Origin of the sequence: Bacteroides sp. CAG:633, assembly GCF_000435115.1 — a bacterium.
Classification (GTDB): Bacteria; Bacteroidota; Bacteroidia; order Bacteroidales; family Bacteroidaceae; genus Bacteroides; species Bacteroides ndongoniae.
In genome coordinates, this window is the sequence record NZ_FR883109.1 from 1 (window position 1) to 17,519 (window position 17,519).

The 17,519-nt window shown below is 34.0% G+C and carries 33 protein-coding genes, 8 tRNA genes, 1 other RNA gene and 1 pseudogene; 1 reads left to right on the top strand and 42 read right to left on the bottom strand.

The window, feature by feature from the left end; translation table 11 throughout:
* Positions 1–230: 230 nt before the first annotated feature.
* The 35 genes from QVP67_RS10875 to QVP67_RS11045 form a co-directional block, all read right to left on the bottom strand.
* Positions 231–617 carry a hypothetical protein gene (locus QVP67_RS10875; protein ID WP_288180128.1) on the bottom strand — a complete coding sequence of 129 codons (387 nt, stop codon included), beginning with the start codon at positions 615–617 and terminating at the stop codon, positions 231–233.
* A 4-nt stretch (positions 618–621) separates the two neighbouring features.
* Positions 622–1,032 (bottom strand): hypothetical protein, encoded by a 411-nt coding sequence (locus QVP67_RS10880; protein WP_288180129.1) that lies wholly within the window; start codon positions 1,030–1,032, stop codon positions 622–624.
* A gap of 2 nt (positions 1,033–1,034) precedes the next feature.
* The gene (locus QVP67_RS10885) at positions 1,035–1,316 is read right to left on the bottom strand and encodes a hypothetical protein (protein ID WP_022163589.1); all 282 of its coding nucleotides are present in this window, start codon (positions 1,314–1,316) and stop codon (positions 1,035–1,037) included.
* An 8-nt stretch (positions 1,317–1,324) separates the two neighbouring features.
* Positions 1,325–1,474, bottom strand: a complete 150-nt coding sequence (locus QVP67_RS10890; protein WP_022163590.1) for a hypothetical protein — start codon at positions 1,472–1,474, stop codon at positions 1,325–1,327.
* A complete protein-coding gene (locus QVP67_RS10895) occupies positions 1,471–1,767 on the bottom strand; it encodes a hypothetical protein (protein WP_022163591.1) in 297 nt (98 codons plus the stop codon). Before QVP67_RS10895 ends, QVP67_RS10890 begins: the two co-directional genes overlap by 4 nt.
* Before the next feature lie 2 nt (positions 1,768–1,769).
* Positions 1,770–2,057: a hypothetical protein gene (locus QVP67_RS10900; RefSeq protein ID WP_022163592.1), complete on the bottom strand. Its 288-nt coding sequence runs from the start codon at positions 2,055–2,057 to the stop codon at positions 1,770–1,772.
* Between the two features lie 58 nt (positions 2,058–2,115).
* Complete coding sequence (locus QVP67_RS10905; RefSeq protein ID WP_022163593.1) at positions 2,116–2,364, bottom strand: hypothetical protein; 249 nt, start codon at positions 2,362–2,364, stop codon at positions 2,116–2,118.
* Between the two features lie 150 nt (positions 2,365–2,514).
* A complete protein-coding gene (locus QVP67_RS10910) occupies positions 2,515–2,742 on the bottom strand; it encodes a hypothetical protein (protein ID WP_022163595.1) in 228 nt (75 codons plus the stop codon).
* Between the two features lie 2 nt (positions 2,743–2,744).
* Positions 2,745–3,101 (bottom strand): hypothetical protein, encoded by a 357-nt coding sequence (locus tag QVP67_RS10915; RefSeq protein ID WP_022163596.1) that lies wholly within the window; start codon positions 3,099–3,101, stop codon positions 2,745–2,747.
* Positions 3,082–3,261, bottom strand: a complete 180-nt coding sequence (locus QVP67_RS10920) for a hypothetical protein (protein WP_288180130.1) — start codon at positions 3,259–3,261, stop codon at positions 3,082–3,084. The genes QVP67_RS10915 and QVP67_RS10920 overlap by 20 nt, the downstream gene beginning before the upstream one ends.
* A gap of 2 nt (positions 3,262–3,263) precedes the next feature.
* Positions 3,264–3,422, bottom strand: coding sequence for a hypothetical protein (locus tag QVP67_RS10925; RefSeq protein ID WP_022163598.1), 159 nt, complete (start codon positions 3,420–3,422; stop codon positions 3,264–3,266).
* Positions 3,423–3,446: 24 nt separating this feature from the next.
* Complete coding sequence (locus QVP67_RS10930) at positions 3,447–3,782, bottom strand: hypothetical protein (RefSeq protein ID WP_288180131.1); 336 nt, start codon at positions 3,780–3,782, stop codon at positions 3,447–3,449.
* 185 nt (positions 3,783–3,967) lie between these two features.
* Complete coding sequence (locus QVP67_RS10935) at positions 3,968–4,195, bottom strand: hypothetical protein (RefSeq protein WP_022163599.1); 228 nt, start codon at positions 4,193–4,195, stop codon at positions 3,968–3,970.
* A gap of 4 nt (positions 4,196–4,199) precedes the next feature.
* Complete coding sequence (locus QVP67_RS10940) at positions 4,200–4,514, bottom strand: hypothetical protein (protein WP_022163600.1); 315 nt, start codon at positions 4,512–4,514, stop codon at positions 4,200–4,202.
* The gene (locus QVP67_RS10945; protein ID WP_022163601.1) at positions 4,511–4,744 is read right to left on the bottom strand and encodes a hypothetical protein; all 234 of its coding nucleotides are present in this window, start codon (positions 4,742–4,744) and stop codon (positions 4,511–4,513) included. The genes QVP67_RS10940 and QVP67_RS10945 overlap by 4 nt, the downstream gene beginning before the upstream one ends.
* A 13-nt stretch (positions 4,745–4,757) precedes the next feature.
* Positions 4,758–6,011, bottom strand: a complete 1,254-nt coding sequence (locus QVP67_RS10950; RefSeq protein ID WP_022163602.1) for a P-loop NTPase — start codon at positions 6,009–6,011, stop codon at positions 4,758–4,760.
* A 12-nt stretch (positions 6,012–6,023) separates the two neighbouring features.
* On the bottom strand, positions 6,024–6,383 hold the full coding sequence (locus QVP67_RS10955; protein ID WP_022163603.1) for a hypothetical protein: 360 nt from the start codon (positions 6,381–6,383) through the stop codon (positions 6,024–6,026).
* A complete protein-coding gene (locus tag QVP67_RS10960; RefSeq protein ID WP_288180132.1) occupies positions 6,380–6,601 on the bottom strand; it encodes a hypothetical protein in 222 nt (73 codons plus the stop codon). The genes QVP67_RS10955 and QVP67_RS10960 overlap by 4 nt, the downstream gene beginning before the upstream one ends.
* 245 nt (positions 6,602–6,846) lie before the next feature.
* A complete protein-coding gene (locus tag QVP67_RS10965) occupies positions 6,847–7,245 on the bottom strand; it encodes a crAss001_48 related protein (protein ID WP_022163605.1) in 399 nt (132 codons plus the stop codon).
* A gap of 24 nt (positions 7,246–7,269) precedes the next feature.
* A tRNA-OTHER gene (locus tag QVP67_RS10970) sits at positions 7,270–7,342 on the bottom strand.
* 13 nt (positions 7,343–7,355) lie between these two features.
* Complete coding sequence (locus QVP67_RS10975) at positions 7,356–8,147, bottom strand: SPFH domain-containing protein (protein WP_288180133.1); 792 nt, start codon at positions 8,145–8,147, stop codon at positions 7,356–7,358.
* A gap of 187 nt (positions 8,148–8,334) precedes the next feature.
* A tRNA-Gln gene (locus QVP67_RS10980) sits at positions 8,335–8,405 on the bottom strand.
* Between the two features lie 25 nt (positions 8,406–8,430).
* Complete coding sequence (locus tag QVP67_RS10985; protein ID WP_022163607.1) at positions 8,431–8,628, bottom strand: hypothetical protein; 198 nt, start codon at positions 8,626–8,628, stop codon at positions 8,431–8,433.
* Between the two features lie 183 nt (positions 8,629–8,811).
* Positions 8,812–8,885 (bottom strand) — tRNA-Ala (locus QVP67_RS10990).
* Positions 8,886–8,937: 52 nt separating this feature from the next.
* Positions 8,938–9,019 (bottom strand) — tRNA-Tyr (locus QVP67_RS10995).
* Positions 9,020–9,095: 76 nt separating this feature from the next.
* Positions 9,096–9,180: transfer RNA gene (locus tag QVP67_RS11000), tRNA-Leu, on the bottom strand.
* 87 nt (positions 9,181–9,267) lie between these two features.
* Positions 9,268–9,618: a transfer-messenger RNA gene (gene ssrA, locus QVP67_RS11005) on the bottom strand.
* 3 nt (positions 9,619–9,621) lie between these two features.
* Positions 9,622–9,694, bottom strand: a tRNA-Asn gene (locus QVP67_RS11010).
* Between the two features lie 214 nt (positions 9,695–9,908).
* Positions 9,909–9,968: transfer RNA gene (locus tag QVP67_RS11015), tRNA-OTHER, on the bottom strand.
* A gap of 88 nt (positions 9,969–10,056) precedes the next feature.
* Positions 10,057–10,194, bottom strand: a complete 138-nt coding sequence (locus QVP67_RS11020) for a hypothetical protein (RefSeq protein ID WP_022163609.1) — start codon at positions 10,192–10,194, stop codon at positions 10,057–10,059.
* Positions 10,195–10,325: 131 nt separating this feature from the next.
* Positions 10,326–10,398: transfer RNA gene (locus QVP67_RS11025), tRNA-Met, on the bottom strand.
* A gap of 64 nt (positions 10,399–10,462) precedes the next feature.
* On the bottom strand, positions 10,463–10,861 hold the full coding sequence (locus QVP67_RS11030; RefSeq protein WP_022163610.1) for a hypothetical protein: 399 nt from the start codon (positions 10,859–10,861) through the stop codon (positions 10,463–10,465).
* Positions 10,862–11,069: 208 nt separating this feature from the next.
* Positions 11,070–11,591: a hypothetical protein gene (locus QVP67_RS11035; RefSeq protein ID WP_022163612.1), complete on the bottom strand. Its 522-nt coding sequence runs from the start codon at positions 11,589–11,591 to the stop codon at positions 11,070–11,072.
* Positions 11,592–11,882: 291 nt separating this feature from the next.
* Positions 11,883–12,134 carry a DNA mismatch repair protein MutS gene (locus QVP67_RS11040; protein WP_022163614.1) on the bottom strand — a complete coding sequence of 84 codons (252 nt, stop codon included), beginning with the start codon at positions 12,132–12,134 and terminating at the stop codon, positions 11,883–11,885.
* A gap of 363 nt (positions 12,135–12,497) precedes the next feature.
* Positions 12,498–12,833 carry a hypothetical protein gene (locus QVP67_RS11045; RefSeq protein ID WP_022163616.1) on the bottom strand — a complete coding sequence of 112 codons (336 nt, stop codon included), beginning with the start codon at positions 12,831–12,833 and terminating at the stop codon, positions 12,498–12,500.
* Between the two features lie 54 nt (positions 12,834–12,887).
* On the opposite strand from QVP67_RS11045, the gene QVP67_RS11050 reads away from it, so the two are divergent.
* Complete coding sequence (locus QVP67_RS11050) at positions 12,888–13,181, top strand: hypothetical protein (protein ID WP_022163617.1); 294 nt, start codon at positions 12,888–12,890, stop codon at positions 13,179–13,181.
* A gap of 15 nt (positions 13,182–13,196) precedes the next feature.
* Here QVP67_RS11050 and QVP67_RS11055 read toward each other — a convergent pair whose 3' ends face one another.
* From QVP67_RS11055 to QVP67_RS11085, 7 genes and pseudogenes are all read right to left on the bottom strand, one after another.
* Positions 13,197–13,469 (bottom strand): hypothetical protein, encoded by a 273-nt coding sequence (locus tag QVP67_RS11055; protein ID WP_022163618.1) that lies wholly within the window; start codon positions 13,467–13,469, stop codon positions 13,197–13,199.
* A 1-nt stretch (position 13,470) separates the two neighbouring features.
* Positions 13,471–13,890, bottom strand: a complete 420-nt coding sequence (locus QVP67_RS11060) for a helix-turn-helix domain-containing protein (RefSeq protein ID WP_278677833.1) — start codon at positions 13,888–13,890, stop codon at positions 13,471–13,473.
* Positions 13,891–13,940: 50 nt separating this feature from the next.
* Complete coding sequence (locus tag QVP67_RS11065; protein WP_022163620.1) at positions 13,941–14,180, bottom strand: hypothetical protein; 240 nt, start codon at positions 14,178–14,180, stop codon at positions 13,941–13,943.
* A 66-nt stretch (positions 14,181–14,246) separates the two neighbouring features.
* Entirely contained in the window at positions 14,247–14,978 is a 732-nt protein-coding gene (locus tag QVP67_RS11070; RefSeq protein WP_022163622.1) for an RNA ligase family protein, read from the bottom strand.
* Between the two features lie 13 nt (positions 14,979–14,991).
* The gene (locus tag QVP67_RS11075) at positions 14,992–15,492 is read right to left on the bottom strand and encodes a hypothetical protein (protein WP_022163623.1); all 501 of its coding nucleotides are present in this window, start codon (positions 15,490–15,492) and stop codon (positions 14,992–14,994) included.
* A 12-nt stretch (positions 15,493–15,504) separates the two neighbouring features.
* Complete coding sequence (locus tag QVP67_RS11080) at positions 15,505–17,136, bottom strand: DNA cytosine methyltransferase (protein WP_022163624.1); 1,632 nt, start codon at positions 17,134–17,136, stop codon at positions 15,505–15,507.
* 12 nt (positions 17,137–17,148) lie between these two features.
* A pseudogene (locus tag QVP67_RS11085) lies at positions 17,149–17,519 on the bottom strand (hypothetical protein); the annotation flags it as partial.

The following is a 17,519-nucleotide window of genomic DNA, read 5'->3' on the forward strand; positions in this document are numbered from 1 at the left end:
GGTGAATCGCGTATTACGACACACCCTCTTCTTATTTTTAACTAAACTTTTTTTGTACACCCTCAGGGGTCCAAATTGATATTGACAATCAATATATTATCTGTGAGGTATCAATATGGTATCATTACCATAAATATTCTACAATATTTCAATTCCTCCCACATCATCTAATCATAAGTTAATAAATGTAGGATAGATTCACTTGTTTATTTACGCAAAGATAATGTCTTTTATTTTAAAATCTTGATTTTTATATGTTTTTTATATATTAATTTATTGTCTTTTGGATGAAGAAGAATGTCTATTCGATGTTTATGTCGTTTATGAATTACATCTTTTACTTGATAAACTCCATAGCCTTCAATCCAAACACGTTTAGGCTTGTTTTTAGGGAATAGCCATAATAAATCACGAGAAACTGCACACCATTTGATTTTTCCTTCTTTTAATAAGGTCAAATCAATTTTGCTGCCATCTGATGTGATTAATGGATATTCACCACATTGTTCTTTAACCGGATGGTAACAAGTTAATGTAACATGGGTAATTGTTTGCGAATATCCCGAACAAATATTTATATGCCACCATAACAATAGTGCCCACAGTTTATTTTTCATCTTATTAATGATAAAATTTAAAATGTGAATGCGTGCCTTTAGGACGTACATTCCGATTAATTTTCGTTTGTATAGGTTGGGATATATATCTATCAGATATTGAAGTTAAATTTAATACCGGGTAGTAAAATGGGATATAAAACGGACTTTTTCGATAATACCATTGTATATCCTTATTACCATAAATTCTTTTATTACTTTGTTTTTGGAGTTTAGGTAATGAGACACCTTTAATCGTGATATTTCCTGGCACTATAATAGAGATATTAGGCCACTCTTTATATTTTGCTTCTTTCAATGCTATTTGGTAATCGTGCATTGCTTTTACAGCTTGAATATAAGCATTGCATATTGATTGAAATGCTGAAGGTAGAAAAGCCAATAATGTGCATTTAAATGTTATTCTATCGCCCATATTTAATAATTTGTGATTGTATTCTGTTCCATTAATGCTTTCATAAATTCTTCAATTTCTTCTTGGGTGGCTCGTCTTACTAATCCTCCCCAACAAAAATTTTTCCATCCTGTACTTTTGACGATTTTTCCATCATGCCAACCTGCCAACATGCCATATCCATCACCATTTATATATCCATTATGTATAAAAACTCTTTGTCCTTGTGGGTTATATTTGGCACATTCTTCACTATCTGGGATGCCACAAAGAAATTCTCCTACGTTATATTGATTCCTTTTCATACTTAAATTTAATTGATTACAACTACTGTATTATCATTTTCATCTTTTGCATCAAAAGCATCTGTCACATTTTTAAAAATGTTGTCTTGAACATGTACATATACCTCTGATTCTAATTCACATGATTCTAATAATTCAATTAGTTCTATTACTTTCATAATCTCTTCTTTTTTAATCTCTCCAGTTTTCGTCTTTCCCTACGTTTTGCTTTACCATCGGGAAAAGGACCACAAACTTCTAATGCCGGACGTGATGTAAGGACATATTCTTTTGTAGCAGTCTGTAATCTTTCAAGCTCATTGTTGTCTTTGATATGAATTTCAATACCATATTCATTCTTCATTATTTGTTCCAATTCACCAATCTGATATACAGTAAGTTTGTCAGCTTGACTGAAGCCCATAGTATTTAAAGCTGCTGTTAATGCTTTTATTTTATCATTACTTGTCATAATTATATTTTTTCAATATTTTGCACTTGGTAATAGCGTATGAGTTTCTCACAACCTAAACTTCCATCCTTTTTTAATGGTTTCCATACATATTCAAAAGAATAACCTAAAATAGATAACCTTATCGAAGTGATAATTCCTTGTTTGTTATCAAACCGAATTTTGTCTCCTATTTTTAATGATGAATTTTCCTCACAATATTGTTTTGTCAATTGATCAATTTGATGTTCCAATTCTCTTATTTGATCGTGTTTTTGGCCGACCAATTTGTCATATTCATCTTTAGTCATACATCATGTTTTTGAAATTACAAATAACTTAAAACGTCTTCGATACCATTTTCTAACTTTAGTTCTCCAACAAATCCAATATCTGATAGATTGCACCTTCAAGAGTTGTTACTCGATCTTCCATATCATTTCTGTAATCTTCATACTCTTGGTCCTCATATAACATTTCACACCCTTTCTCTTTCGATGTTGAGTATTTCAATGTTTTATGACATAAATCAGCAATATCTTTCAAAAGATCGTTAACTGGTTTGTCCCCCAGTGTAGCTTCAACTGTTGTCTCAATTTTTATTTTTACTTGTTTCATTGTGTCTCCTTTTTATTACAACTTTTGATTCTATGAATACCTATAATTCTACCAAACTTCATTCCTGCCTGATGATTCTTTGAATAAGTACAGAAATATTCTTTGGTTCCTTTCAGTTTTCTTGTGTAGAACCACTTGCAACTATGGCATTCAGACGGACTCATGGTTTTCCTCCACTTTTACAAAAATGACATTTGTTTCATCTTCACGATTAAAGATAGAGCAACCGCCAAACATCCCTATAATACCAACACATCCTATATGACTATTGAACACACATCCTTCGCATGGATTAAACTCATTTTCACTTTTAACGCATTTAAGTTTCACTAACCCACACTGAAAGATTTCGCCTACCTGGTATTCTGTTTTTGCCATAATTAAATCTTTAAATTAGATAATAAATCTGTAACATATATCCATTTATACACATCCATGTGTTCCGTCAGGTTGGTAAATTGTTTCATAGTAAAACAAGAGAAAATTCCATATTTATGTGATGCTAGTAATATTTCTCCTTTACCGAAATCTGGAAACTCATTTATATCATGCCATATATTGTTTAAATACCATTTGATGCCGGCAATAAACAGCTCTTGACCAAAATCATACAAAGCATCTCTACGTCCAGCTTCATAATTGGATTCTTCATTGTCTATTTTCTCAGTACAGATGTTATAAAATACTGTATTTTCAACTTCTTCTTTTGCTGCTTTGTCAACATCTTCTTTTTTCATATTTTTCGTTCTCCTTAATTATCAAAGGTTCATCTTTACTCAAACCACTTAAAAAGGTATTTAAGATATAGGCTTGTGATTTACTCATTCCAACTGGAGAAAAAGTACCGTCATCATTCTTCACCATGATGACCATTGTTCCGGGTTCTAAATCGTTCATACTTATTCCTCCTGTGCTTCTAAATAATAATCTAAGGCTTCATCACAATATGAACCTTCACACATACCGCCGTATGGAGGTTTCTCTATATCTCCATTTGTCCAGGGACAATAAGAACATAAGTGTTCACCTAACGATTTCTTTAATTCTTCTTGATTCATAATTTGATATTTTATGTAGTGGGCCTACTTGTTTTTAAAATATTTATCGACTTCTTTCCGACCATTACCAAATGAATTTGCCATTTCTCGTGCCAATAAGTGAGGTAAAGAATCTATCTTTTCCAGCTCATCTTGTTCCCACCATGCGTTTTTAAGCAAATCTGAGTTTGGGCCTATCCATGCTACAGAAAGCCGGCCATCATCGGTAATTTCAGTAACAATTCCAATTTGTGTTGATGTGATTTCTTTTTCAGCTATATTTAGCAAAATTTTAGAATCAGAGCATATTAAATGACATTGTGATTCTTGAAATGGCTTTGGTTTTATAAAATCAAGAGGATGTATATTAAATTTATCCATAATAATTTGATTAAATCATCATACAATTGCACAAGGCAAGGTTTTGTACATATTTTAATTGAAAACACGAGCATAAATCTCATCGTTTAGCAAAAGCTTGCGTCCAGAATAATCTTGTCGGCCACAAGCATCTCTGAGAAGGTTTGCTTTATTTGAATCTCTCTTGGCTATCCTTAGCAAACTAATCATTTTGCCAAATCGCGTTGACAGATGTCGCTCCATAAAACATATATGTCTGTGCCATATATACCAATATCGTCTAAGTTCTTTATGTATTCAAAACCATCTGTGTAGGGGTATATAGAACTTCCTTGTTTAATTAAAAGGCAACAGGCATTTATTGCTCCGTAATTTCCTTCAGTTAATTTTGTTATAGCGATTGTTGGATTGTCAAATGCTTTAATTCTATTCATAATTTTAGATAATAATAGTTCCAGAATTGTGTTCAATATATGTGCCGGCGTTAACTAAGCGTAACCGGTTCTTTTGCGTTTTAGCCCAATATTCTATGCTTATACTGTTAAATATATGTCTACGAATTTTTGCAGCTTTTTTCGAGAATTTAAAAATATCCTCAATAGTTTTGTTCATCCTTTCTTGGATGTCAATACCAATCTCTTCAATTTTATTATGGTGATTCACTTTTATATAACACATACCAATGCTTTCTATTTCACCAAAGACAAATATGTCGCTTAAAAATAATGGATTATGTATCTCATATATTTTCATATTTCTTCATCTTTATATATTTTACGCTCATTAATTAAAGCACTATCATAGTTTTCAATACTCCACAAACGCTCTTTGATTAATTTAAAAAAGTAATCGCACTTCTCTGAAATGTGCCATCGAAACACTGGGAATGTGGCCCACACCGGATCTTCAGGTGCTTCCTCATAAGTAAATACAGCCCACTTGTCAGCAAACAAGATGGAGATTATAGCTTTTATTTTGTTCATAGTTTATAATAATTTATCCATTAATCCAGTTGTCATATATTTGTTCCCAATTGTCTAATAATCCAATTCCAGCCCCAAAAGTATTATAACAACATGCTACCGTTTCTTTTGGGGGCAAATAACGTCCATCACTCAACATGACATATCCATCATTAATTTGTTGTTGTAGCATCGCCATATCAATAGGAATAACTTCATCTGGGAATAAAACAATGTTTCCACGACTAGTCTGATAACTAATTCTTGGTATTTCAAAGAACCCCCTTTGACCGGTTAACAATGAACATAAGCCAATTTCTCCAGCAATCAGTCGCACTCCGGTATTTGGGGCGTTAATTACCATAAAATACGCATTCTCATCATTTTTAAAATGATTGACAACTTTACCTATTCGATTTGAATCACATTGATCCATCCTTTTGTCCCAAAGATGCCCTAAATCATCATGGTATCGAATGTATTTACTCATTTTGTCCCAAGTACGTACAGAAATGAACTTTAAGGAAGGAAGTATAATTGTTTTTTCTATACCATCATCACATTTTATATCAATTCTATAGTTTTGGTTTCTATATGTACTACTTAAACTTATATCTACAACATCAAAACTTTCGTCATATCCATTATCAGTATGATATTCTTCAAGTACCAAATCTTCACTTGTCAAAATTTCATTGATTATTTTTTGAAACTCGTTTTTTGCAACGGTAATCAGATTTTCAGTGTGCATTTGTTCTTGCATAGGAATTTGGGCTATCAGTTTTACCGGATATTCCCTTTTTTCTTTATTATAGCACATATTTTCCACGATACCACAATTGACCCTTCCACATCGTTCATAGAAAAAATTCATTGTACGAACAACATCTTGTCCGCTCAATTTTGTTGGTTGTGTTACAAATAATATATAACTAACCTTGATTCTACTAAGAAGTTCTATGTGTATATTAGTAACACTAGGTGGCGTGTCTATCAAAACAAAATCTGGTTGAATTTGCCGTAATTTCTTTTTTGCCATTTCTAAATATTGACGTATCATAGCTTTCTCCAGATAAATAAATTTGTCGAACATGTTTCCTGAAGAATGCACCCAAATGTTTTTATGTGGATGTTCGCCTTGAAACTCAACATTCATTGAAGGTGTGTTTATATCAGCATCAATAATAAACACTTTGTTTCCCTGTTCTGCTAACATTCTTGCGATATTAGCAGTGGTAGTAGTTTTGCCTACCCCACCTTTGCCGGAATAGATAATTACAGCTTTCATTGTTCTTTCTGTTTATATTCTTGATTGATAAAATTTACATGGCTTTTTTCTGGCAGTTATTCCTTTCTGAAGGGCTTTGCAATACATCTGGCAATTTACAGACTCGTAGTGTTTACATTCACTACAATGTCTATCGCAAATGAATGATTTTAACAAGTGTGATACTGCTTGATATACTGTTGGTTTATAACTTTTGCGTAACCAAAAAATTGAATCGTTAAATCTTAAATATCCGGCAATCCAACCAGTCTCAACACGGCTATGCTGATCTACTAAAGCAGATGGCTGGATGGTCAGGATATATACTTCATCATTTTTATCCCTCATGTATGTGGGTAACTGGGATAACAATTGTTCTAGTGATTGCTTCATATATCTTCCTCTTTCTTAATTTCATAAGCTTTTAATAGCTCTTTATAGGTTTTACGTAACGCTGATTGTGCGGCTTCTTTAGAGGCTTTTTTGAGTGCCGGCATCCATATTTCAGTATTAAACTGAGTATCGGCTGCATTGAACAAAGAATCGTACCGATTTGTGTGTAATTGGCATGATGTCGAGATTGCGAAAATAATGACAACAATTGAATCCATAATATAATGTATATAATCAATAAGGGCCATTTCAAATTATTGAAACAGCCCTTTACTATTTAATAAATCAACCCTTAATGTATTTCAATCCAAAACACCAGCGCAACATACAACGTTGGAAATAATTAATCTTATGATATACAGCCAACGTTGTATGAGTTGGTGCATGGTACAAATGTGCAATAGGAATTAATGGCTTTTGTAAAAGACCGGTTTGTAATGATTGAGGTTTACAGCTCATAACATTACTGCAACAGTTTAATTCGTTCATCCAGAATTTTCAAATATTCGCTCATTCGACTCTCCTGTTTAGAAAGGAGCTGTCTCTGATATTTGTCTTTTACTATCTCCAGAAATTTAGGAGATTCAATAAACTGGCGTAGTTTTGAAAGTTTTTCGTATAACTCTTCACGTTCAATCGTCAATCTATCAAGAAACGAATCAGCACATTTATACACCTCTTCAAATGGTTCTGATGGCATCCAGTCTTCACAACCGTCTATATACTTAATATGGTAGCCCGGCTTGTTGTATTGTTCCACATCGCTGGGCACTCTGCCTACTTGCAAAAATCCTCTTTCATAAGCCTGCCCCATAGTCATGGGTTCAGCTTCTACTTGTTTTATACCAATGTATTTTTTCATAAATCATTATTGTTAATAAAATTGTGATACCGACAGGACTCGAACCTGCAATCTACCCGTTAACAAATAGGCGCATTTACCATTCTGCCACGGTATCTATGAAGATTAATTTATTTTGTCATTTTCAGAAAGTCCGGGATAACTCCATATAGCGGTGTTTTTCCATCCCATTTTTCAATGAATTGTTTCTGAAGGATTTCTTTAGTAAGCCCTCGCGATTGAATAAGTAGTTGTTCCGTGCGAAGTTGTTCCAATTCGTTACGTTTTTTCTGCTCTTCAATTTGTTGATCTAGGACAGAAATATTAGTATTAACTTCATTACGGCTATCTATTTTTTCTCGTACTTTATTTGAAAATTCCAACTGAGCTGAAAAACTTTTTAGTTCTAAACCTCTTTTTTGAAACTCATCTTTTACGATTTTCTCCAGATTCTTTTCAAACGATAAAGAGCCTCCATCTGCCATTAAACTGTCTGTTTTATATTTTCGGCTTTCTTCTTTAATAAGGTCATACATACGAGGTTCCAAAATGTTGTTTTCCAACGATTCCATAAAATCGCTTCCTCCACCAATATGCTTATTGTCGAATACTACATCAACCGCACGGTCTTTGATTACCTTATAAGAATATACTGGACAGGCTGTAAATTCGGTGTTGTCGGCAGCTTTCAATGTTACCGCTTCATCAAAACCGCCTCGCTGATCAAACAGCGGAACCTGAAACAATTCAGTTCCCCATTCCCAAGTAGAGACCTTTCCTGACACAATCTTAAAATCAGATTTACCTTCTTTGCCATAGTTTTCCATTAATACGCCGGCATAATTAGGTGCAACACGTTCACAAGAGGCTAATGATAACATCAAAGCCATACAGACTACTGTCCATTTAAGAAAATTTTTCATGCTTAAAAATTTTGATTAGTTTATGAATAAAATAAATGATTGAAAATAAAATAATTCCTATTCCAAACCATGCGTCAATATGATTAAATACACGGTTCCCAATAAATAATCCTACTAATAGAAACGTTATTAAAATTGCAAACTTCTTTATCATAAAAATTATTGATTGCTATAATTTCTAAATAAGTTGCGCTACATGGACTCGAACCATGACCAACAGAACCAAAATCTGTTGTGCAGCCATTACACCATAGCGCAATGTTCATATTGGGAACCGTATATGCTAACGCTTAAAAGCACACACCAATAATATCAACACCAGTGCTACAAGGCAAAAGGCTATCGGAATCCACAACGGAGCCAACACCCACCACCATGACCAATCAATTACACTACATAGTTTCAATACAATAAAAACAATGGCCAATAAGCCACAAAAACTGATGCCACCTCCAGCAGAGGAACTTGTTGAATTGCTCATAAAAATATATTTAAGTTTAATGAATTACATAATAGGGAATTAGCAATAAAGGAACTATACCACTGGAGGTACGGTTCCTGTAGGCAACCATGTCATTGTTGACATAGATTGTTTGCAATACCATCGAATTGCTTTTTTAATCATATTCCACATATTTATTATAATTAAAGATAAGAAAATCAGTGGAGCGTAACGGACTCGAACCGTTGATCTTCTGCTTGCAAAGCAGACGCTTTCCCCATCTAAGCTAACGCCCCAATTCCAGCTATTTTCACAAACCACTGAAAATGAAAGAGAGGATAATGGGAGTGGAGGTGGGCGGACTCGAACCACCGAACTCATAAGAGGACTGGGTTACAGCCAGTTGCAATTGCCACTATGCGACACCTCCAAAAACCTGACTATTTTCTACAAACCGTCAGGTAAAAAGTCTTATTATGAAAAAATTACCAAAGAAAATTGTCAAGTGACCGAGGTGGAAATCGAATCCACAAGTCCAAAATGGACATAGCATTTTAAGTGCCACGCGTTTACCTATTTCGCCACTCAGCCATTTCTTTATTATTCTCACGAACCATAAAGAACAAATGCCATGTCAAGAATAATAGAAAATGACATAAAAACAGTCTGAACAAAAAGTTGTGGAGATGGAGGGAATCAAACCCTCGTCCGTACAATCGAAAAAGTCAATTATTCACACGGTTTGTTTTATCCGTTACATCTTCGGGTTGTCTTTTGCAAAAAGTCACTTAAAACAAAGGGCCGACTAGATGCCAGCGATCCACCAGCTATTTAAGGATAACTCCTATTTTCAACAATTCTGTTTCAAGGTCTGTTGAACACCCATTTACTTATGCAGCAGCTCTATAAGCTACACGAGAAGTAAAAGGAACAATTTTGTTATTGTTGCCAGTTAATTGTTGTGCATATTAGGATGCCTCCATCCGTGAATTGAATTCGTCTAACCATACGTCAAACTCAATCATCCCCATGCGGCCCCAGATGGATTTGAACCACCGACCATCACGTTAACAGCGTGCCGCTCTACCAACTGAGCTATAGGACCAAATACTCCTGTTCACCATCTGACCATCCCCTTTTTTGGCGATGATTGAGGATTTGAACCCCACAAGAGCAAAAATTATACCGATAGATTACCCTGCTCGGTACCACACCGCCAGCATACGTTCTGGAAACAACGACACTTCTAAGCAATTACCGGTTAACTTAACTTTGGTAAGTGGTTGTCTGTCTTCGATTCCTTGGCCTTCGGACTTGTGGGCTTCGGGGCAGACTCGAACTGCCGACTCTAAGGCTCTAGCCAACTGAGCTACCGAAGCCGGACGGAGAGCTTATACCTTGAAAATCTTCGCAAACGATTTTATTGAATTTTCATTGTTTGTTTTCAAAGAAGATAAATCAGAAATCTCAGCTTGCAAGGTGGCAATTTTTTTCTTTACGGCCAGCTATTGCAACATCAATTTCGGTGTTCAACTGCTCCAAATCTTGTTTGGCCTGAGAAAACATATTCATAATATTCTCTCGCCTGGCTTTAAAACTTTCCATATAATGTGTTTTGAATATAATTTTAATACCTTACGCTTCTCCCTCCAGCATCATCATCAAAATGCTGGAGGGGCTGCGTTGTTTTTATTATGAAGAAAAAAGTTCCCAATATGTCAAAGACCGTTATTTAGTTGCGGAGGCCCGACTCGAACAGGCGACCTCTAGATTATGAGCCTAGCGAGCTACCAACTGCTCCACTCCGCGATATACATTCGGTAAGGCATTTAATAGAAATAGTCTGTGGTCATACCGAATGTTGTAGAATTGATTATTTATTTCCAAAATCAGCTGGGGTTTCTCCCCATTTTTTATTATCCCAATGCTTTACTTCAATTGTGTCAACATCCCATGCTAATGCTTTTAAGAAAATTTCTGCCTTTTGTAATTCTTTGCATTTTTTCTTGGATGCTGTTTTTTTATTATTGAACCAAGCAATTGCGGTTTGGCTGTCCGTATATATAACACGTGGATGATAATCATTCTCGATAATGTATTTTGCCGCTTCAACTACACCTAAAAACTCACCAATATTTACTGTTTTATTACCTAAATTCCGATAAAATATTCGTTGGCCAGTTTTCAGATCAATACCTTGGTATTCTGTAATTTTGTTTTTTACAGAATGTGCAGCATCGGTGGCAATTCCGTCAATTGGAATATGTATCATATTTAAAATCTACCAAAATCGTGTAGGAACAGGCATCGGGTACAAACCTCCATTTTTAGCAGGCTGGAGTTTTGTTATTACAGAAGCGTTTACCCAGAATTTACATGGAATTTCGCCTGTAATCAATGCCAATCGAATTGTATCATAATACGATTTACGTCCTTGTGCCTTAATACAAGCCTTTTTACGTTTTCTAGGTAATTTAGGCTTAATGCTTTTTATTCGGCGCGACATAATAACCGTCGTTTTTAAAAGTTGTAAGTAAAATATTGGCTGTTCTTCGGAAGTCTTCTACTACCTGTAAAAGATTTTTTATATCTTTTCGATTTTCCAAAACTGAAATCACACCTTCTATAGTTCTTACAGTGTCTTTTCTACCGTCCATTGGGTCGTATTTGATAGTCTTATTACCAAATTTAACTTCAACATTGTAAACAGCATTTTTAACCACGTTTGTATAAATTTTGGCTTCAAAAGCATGTGGCTCTGCGGAAACAACAATAAATCCTGCATTTTTATTTTTCATCGGAATCATTTCCACATCATATAACACCCCAACTTCAATTATCGGCGATAGTTCATGGGTAGCCACGCATACTTTTTTAGGTTCACTCGCGTCTTCTCTTACCCCTTTTATACAACCATTTTTAGTGTTGATAGACACAAACCCAACCCAAGAGCCTGTGCGTTCTGATTTAATGAATTTCAGTTTTGTTTTAATCTTTTCCATATTTATGATATTGTTTGTTATCAAATAAAAAGCCTCGTTAATCTTTAAGACTACGAGGCAAAGATACTATATTGTTTTTAAATAGATACTCATTTTAATATCTTTTTTATATTTAAATCATTGTAAATCAAGTATTTATATTATTCAAAAATTAACTAATATAGCTATTATAAATAACTATCTATCAACGTTTTGGACAAATCATTATTATTGTATCGAATATATTAATAATCAGCTTCCATATCATCTAAAATTTGTTTCACTTTTGGGATGGCAAATTCTCCATTAGCGTTACGATATTCTATGATATGCACTTGATAGTCCTGTGTCTTGAAGTTTTTGAAGTACATCCATCAGTTTGTTTTCAGGAAAGCGATACATAGAATTTCTGTCTTGATGTTCTGTGCCAGGTAATAGTATTTCCCATAGACATAAAGCATCATCTAAATAAGTTTCGTAGTTTTTACCTACATGAAACAAAATTATACCTGCGTATTCTTTCTTATAGAATTGATACGCTTCAATATGAAAACCTTTCATCATATAATTATAAATTTATTTGGTGAGCAATACACCTATCGCATAGACCATCGTTCCGGATAAATATAGTTTGCGATAATTGAGTACCACAATTCCGACAATAGCACATGCGCTTAGGCTTTTGTTTAATCACATACTGAATTTTACGTTGATTGACGTTATACACACCAGACAACTTTTCAATAATTTGTTTCTCAGTAAATTGTTTTGTTTTGACTAATTTCCAATAATCATGGAATATCAATTTATCTCTGGCAGCTTTTTGATCCAATATTCCCTGGTCTCTTAGAGCTACAATATATGGATAGGGAATATGGGTTATATCTGCTATTTTCTGAGCATACAAATCATATATCCGAGCAACACTCATTTTTTGACAATAATTTTAGTTTGTAATACAATGGATTTTGAATTTTCAATTTCGCATATTAAGTTAAACGCATCTTCTAAAAGTGATAACATGATACGGTTACTATCTTCGTGGGACATGTTTTTCCAATCAATATCAAGTTGTTTCGCAATTTCCATTGCTGGCTTATAAAACTCATTATTTTCTGGAATATCTGTGACATTGTATATTTCATCACGTCTTCGATCGAACAGCAAACCGCTTAATTTAAAATATTTAAAAAAAGCTTCTATTGTTTGCTGTTTATTTTCCGGACTGATTGTTATTTGAAATACGCTTTTATTTTCTTTCATATATTGATAATAAAAATATAAATTTATATATTTGTACAACAAATCTTTGTAACAATGAAAATTAGCAAACGGATATGGTTTTATTCCATAATATTTACGATAATAATTATCGGAAGTATATGTTGGTATCAATACCAAAATACCAAACAAATAATAGATGAAATACAAATTCAAAATGAAGAATGGGCTATTCAGAAAAAATATCCCTGGAGAGCAAGAAAATTAGATTCCGCTTCTGACTTACAAATGTGCAAGACTTTAATTTACAACAGTGATTTAACTGATGAAGAAAAAAAACAAGAAGAGGCAGAGCTAATACGCAAATATCAATCTCAACAAAATAATTAATTATATTTATTGGATTTATATTTTAGGATTAAAGGCTGTATTCCAAATCATTATACAGGCCATAATTAAAATAATTATCGCTAAAATAACTCCACACCCATACGCATTGTTTTTTGCTCCTATAGTTATTGCTATACAACACGATGCAATTAACAGAAATGCAAAAAACAATGCTTTGGCCAAACCTACGTTAGAAATAGCCACAAATATTACAAACATGACAAAAGACAAACATATAAAGCCTAATGTTTTAGCGAAAATCTTTAAATGCTTATGCTGAATATTCATATTATATACTTTCTATATTTAACTCATAGTTCAATACTTCTATAATTTTCAAAAAGTAATCAATAGTTACAACATTTTTCTTAGATTCAATATTAGCTATAGTAACATGGGTAATACCTGTTTTTTCTGCTAAAATTCGTTGAGTATATGAAACCTGGGTTCTTGTTTGAATGAGCCAGTCAATAAACTGTTCATAATCAGAAAATACAACACTTGATTTATTTGCTGAAGACAAAACTATTCTGGCATTTATAGCATTCAAATAGTTCATTAATAATTTCAAATTAAAATTATTAGTTCCACTTTCCAAACGATATACAGATGTAGGCATAACATCCATTGTGGCACAAATAGTCTTCATGGGTACTCCAGATTTTTGTCTAATGTCTTTAACAATTTCACATAATACTTTTCTATCCATACTTCTTTTTTCTACAAAAATATTGAAAACAAAAGATATACACAAATGTTTTATTGCTTTTCTATAATCTGTTTCTCAACAAAAGATATTACATCATCAATTTTTTGAAATGCTTCATCTATTAAGTCTATATATTCCTGCATTTTATCACCCCTGGATCCCATTTGGAAACCTTCTGGCATAGCATCATAAGCATCCTGTTCTTCGGATTGAATATCCGAAAGTGTATCTTTAGCTTCTTCAAGTTGCGCTACTACATCATCAAATCTTGCTTTTCGTTCTTTATTCATATTACTTACAATTAAATATTAGTGCCCAGCCGGCTGCGATGACCGGCTAAACGCATTTGGGCTATATTATTTGTTATAATGAGGATTTGGCTTTTGTTCAACCGGACCATCGCCGTATTTGTTTTTATATTTACGAAAATCTACGGTCTTGATTTTTGTGATGATACGTTCACCATTCCTGAATTGTAATCCATGCGGAGTTTTGAGAACCAATCCTTCAGCATCATAATCTTTGTTTTCGGCAATAACAGATTTAAACCCTGCTTTAACATATTCAATCGCTTCTGGAAGGGTCATATATCCAATGAAAGGTACAATTGGAATATTTAATTTACTGGCAATGTCCTGGCAAGCCTCACGGTTTAACCACCAATTGTTCACTTTGACATCAAACAAGATAAAACCAACATCATTTTTAATATAATTTCCCCCTTTCTGGATTTTAGCCCCATATCCTTCTCCGTATAAAACTACCGTTGTTCCTGCGATTACTGTAGGGAAAATTTCCAACCAATTTATTTGACCAAATAAGCTATCCAGTTTCATGGTCAAATGTGTGGGTAATTGTGCAGCTTCAGTACGGCCTTTAATTTTCATCCGGCATTCAATTGGCTCATCATCATATTGTGCTCCAAAATATAATTCAACACGGATGTTGGTTCCGTCAATTTTTTCTGTTGCTTCCCATTTCAAGTCTTTTAAATACTCAAATTCCGGACAAGTAAACATATCAGGAATAATAATGTTGTTTTCATCACGCATAAACAGCGTGTTAATTTTTTGATACTCTGTATTCATATTGATTTATCATTTAATTGTTTAACAATGATCTAAGTTCTGTAAATTGAGGAATTAATGCAGTAGTTTCTGCAAAATTCAAAAAAGGTAATGCTTCAGGAAAATTCTCTTTAATACGTTTGAAAGATTTTAATTGCAACAAAGCATCTGATACTTTCGACATATAATCCCCTTTGTCTTGTTGCAATTTTTTACGTTTGTCTATTAAAACCTTAGCATGTTTATAATCTTCTATTTCAATTTGTATATATTTATTGGAGATAGGGTTAACTATGTTAGATTGAATCTGTCCACCAAATGATGTAGCGAATCCCAAATACTTAGATTTATTGATAAAATATGAGCTATATTCCACTCCCACTGCTAAAATAGGAGCCGGAATATATTTCTTTATTAACTCATCCCCAAATTGACGCTCCGCTTGTTCGGCCAATTCAATTTTCTTATCAAACACTTGGCTAGCCAACTGTTTAGCAGCTTCATCAGCCATTGATCTTGTAACTTGTTTTGCCATAATAATTAATTTTTATGCAACTTTCTTTTGAATAGTAGATAATGTATTACACAAAGCTTCACACAATACTTTAGCCATATTAACTTCAACAGCATTACCGATATACTTTTTCTGTTCTGCCTGAGTGCCAACCAGCACATAAGCATCAGGAAACCCCATGATTTTTTTTAATTCCGGAATTTTCAACATCCTCATTTTAATGTCCATAATTCCATATAAAGCCATAAACTCTTTGATTTTCCTCATAGGTTCTGAATCATTTTCATAAATACAATACATAAAGCCTTCTTTAACCGGAACAATAAAAGGCGGTAATTCACCATCATCAACAGCTTCAATCAAATATGGCGGCATTTTATCCATTCTAGCTATCAATGTAAAACACGGTGCGTCTACAGAACCGCCGGCAGACTGGTATTGCGGATTCATTAGCCATCTATTGCAACTTACCAAATTTTGTTTAGGGGTTGTAGTTACGGCACCGCATGGTTCATGGCAACTTGAAGTTTGCCCACCACCAGAATATTGATTCACAATAAATGTAGAACTAATCAAAGCACATCTGTCTTTTGTTGTCAACGTAGGAGCTGGAGAGTCAACGTCTTTTACAAATCCATTGCCATAATGTACAGAAATAAAAGTATGATGATCTTTAGTAGTAATTGTTCCAGCCGGTTGTTCAACACTTATGTTTTTTCCCATTGGATCTCCACTATATGCTTTAGACAAAAAATTAACATGCGCTAATCCTAAACGATTTTGAGTTGCGACTGTAGGACATGGGGCTTCAATATCTGGTGCTACATATTTACCAGCCTGATTCATAGAATTATATTTCACCAGAAAAGCATCTTTTCCTCCAGCTACAAACTTAATCAGACCAGCGTAAATGCGATTTAACGAAGCATCCACCAATGGTTTCTTGCGGTTAAAAATACTCTTTCCTTCATCACTAAAATCCAAAACATCTTTAACCGGTTTCCAATGTTTTTGCCCCATTATAGGTTTTTTAGAATGTGTTTGTTGGGGGAATGCAATAGGCAAATCTCCTTTTGCAAAAATACCAAAGAAACGTTTTCTGGATGTATATGCTCCATAATCAGCTGCATTTAAGATACGATGGTCAAAGCGATAACCATAAGTTTTTACATTAGCAATCCATCTTAAATAAGAATTGCCCTTATCTTTACTAATTGGCTTTCCGTTTTCGTCAAGATCACCCCAGCTCATAAATTCTTCTACATTCTCTATTTGAATATAATCCGGATTAATAGCTTCAATGTATCGAAACAAATGCTCTGCTAAAGTGCGACTATCAGCATCGCGCGGTTGACCACCCTTAGCCTTGCTAAAATTCGTACATTCTAACGAGGCCCATAAAACGACCAAAGCGTCGGGGTACATTGTACGATATTTCTCTAAATGTGCTGTTAACGGAGCCAACTCTAATGTCCTAATGTCTTCCGTAAAATGGAGTGCATCAGGATGATTTGCTGCATGACTGGCAATAGCGTTTTTGTCGTGGTTAACACAAGCTATTACTTTGGCACACTGCTTATCATCATGTTTTGCCAGTTCTACTCCAGTAGATGTTCCACCAGCACCACAAAACAAATCAATATATAGTAATTGTAAATTTCCCATTATTTGCTATAATTATGCCTCACTTTCTAAGAATTCTGATATATCTTGGTCTGGAAGGTTGAATGTATTTTCATCTAAATAGTAATAAATCTGTTCATCAATCTCCTGGGCTTCACGGGTTGACCAATTGCCCATATCATCTAATAATTGATTTCCCAGGCGTTCAACAGAAACTACAACCGCTTCTTCATCAGGTGTTCCTTCAAAGATGACAATTGATTTTGTAGGATATTCAACACCCTGCCACTCAATATATTGAGGGTGTTGGCAGAATAGCTCCTGTATAAGAGATTTTAATTTATCAGACTGAAAATCGGATTGTTTCATGTGCCAATATGCTTCCCAGAATGTAAATCCTGCTCCACGCAACATTTCTTTAATGA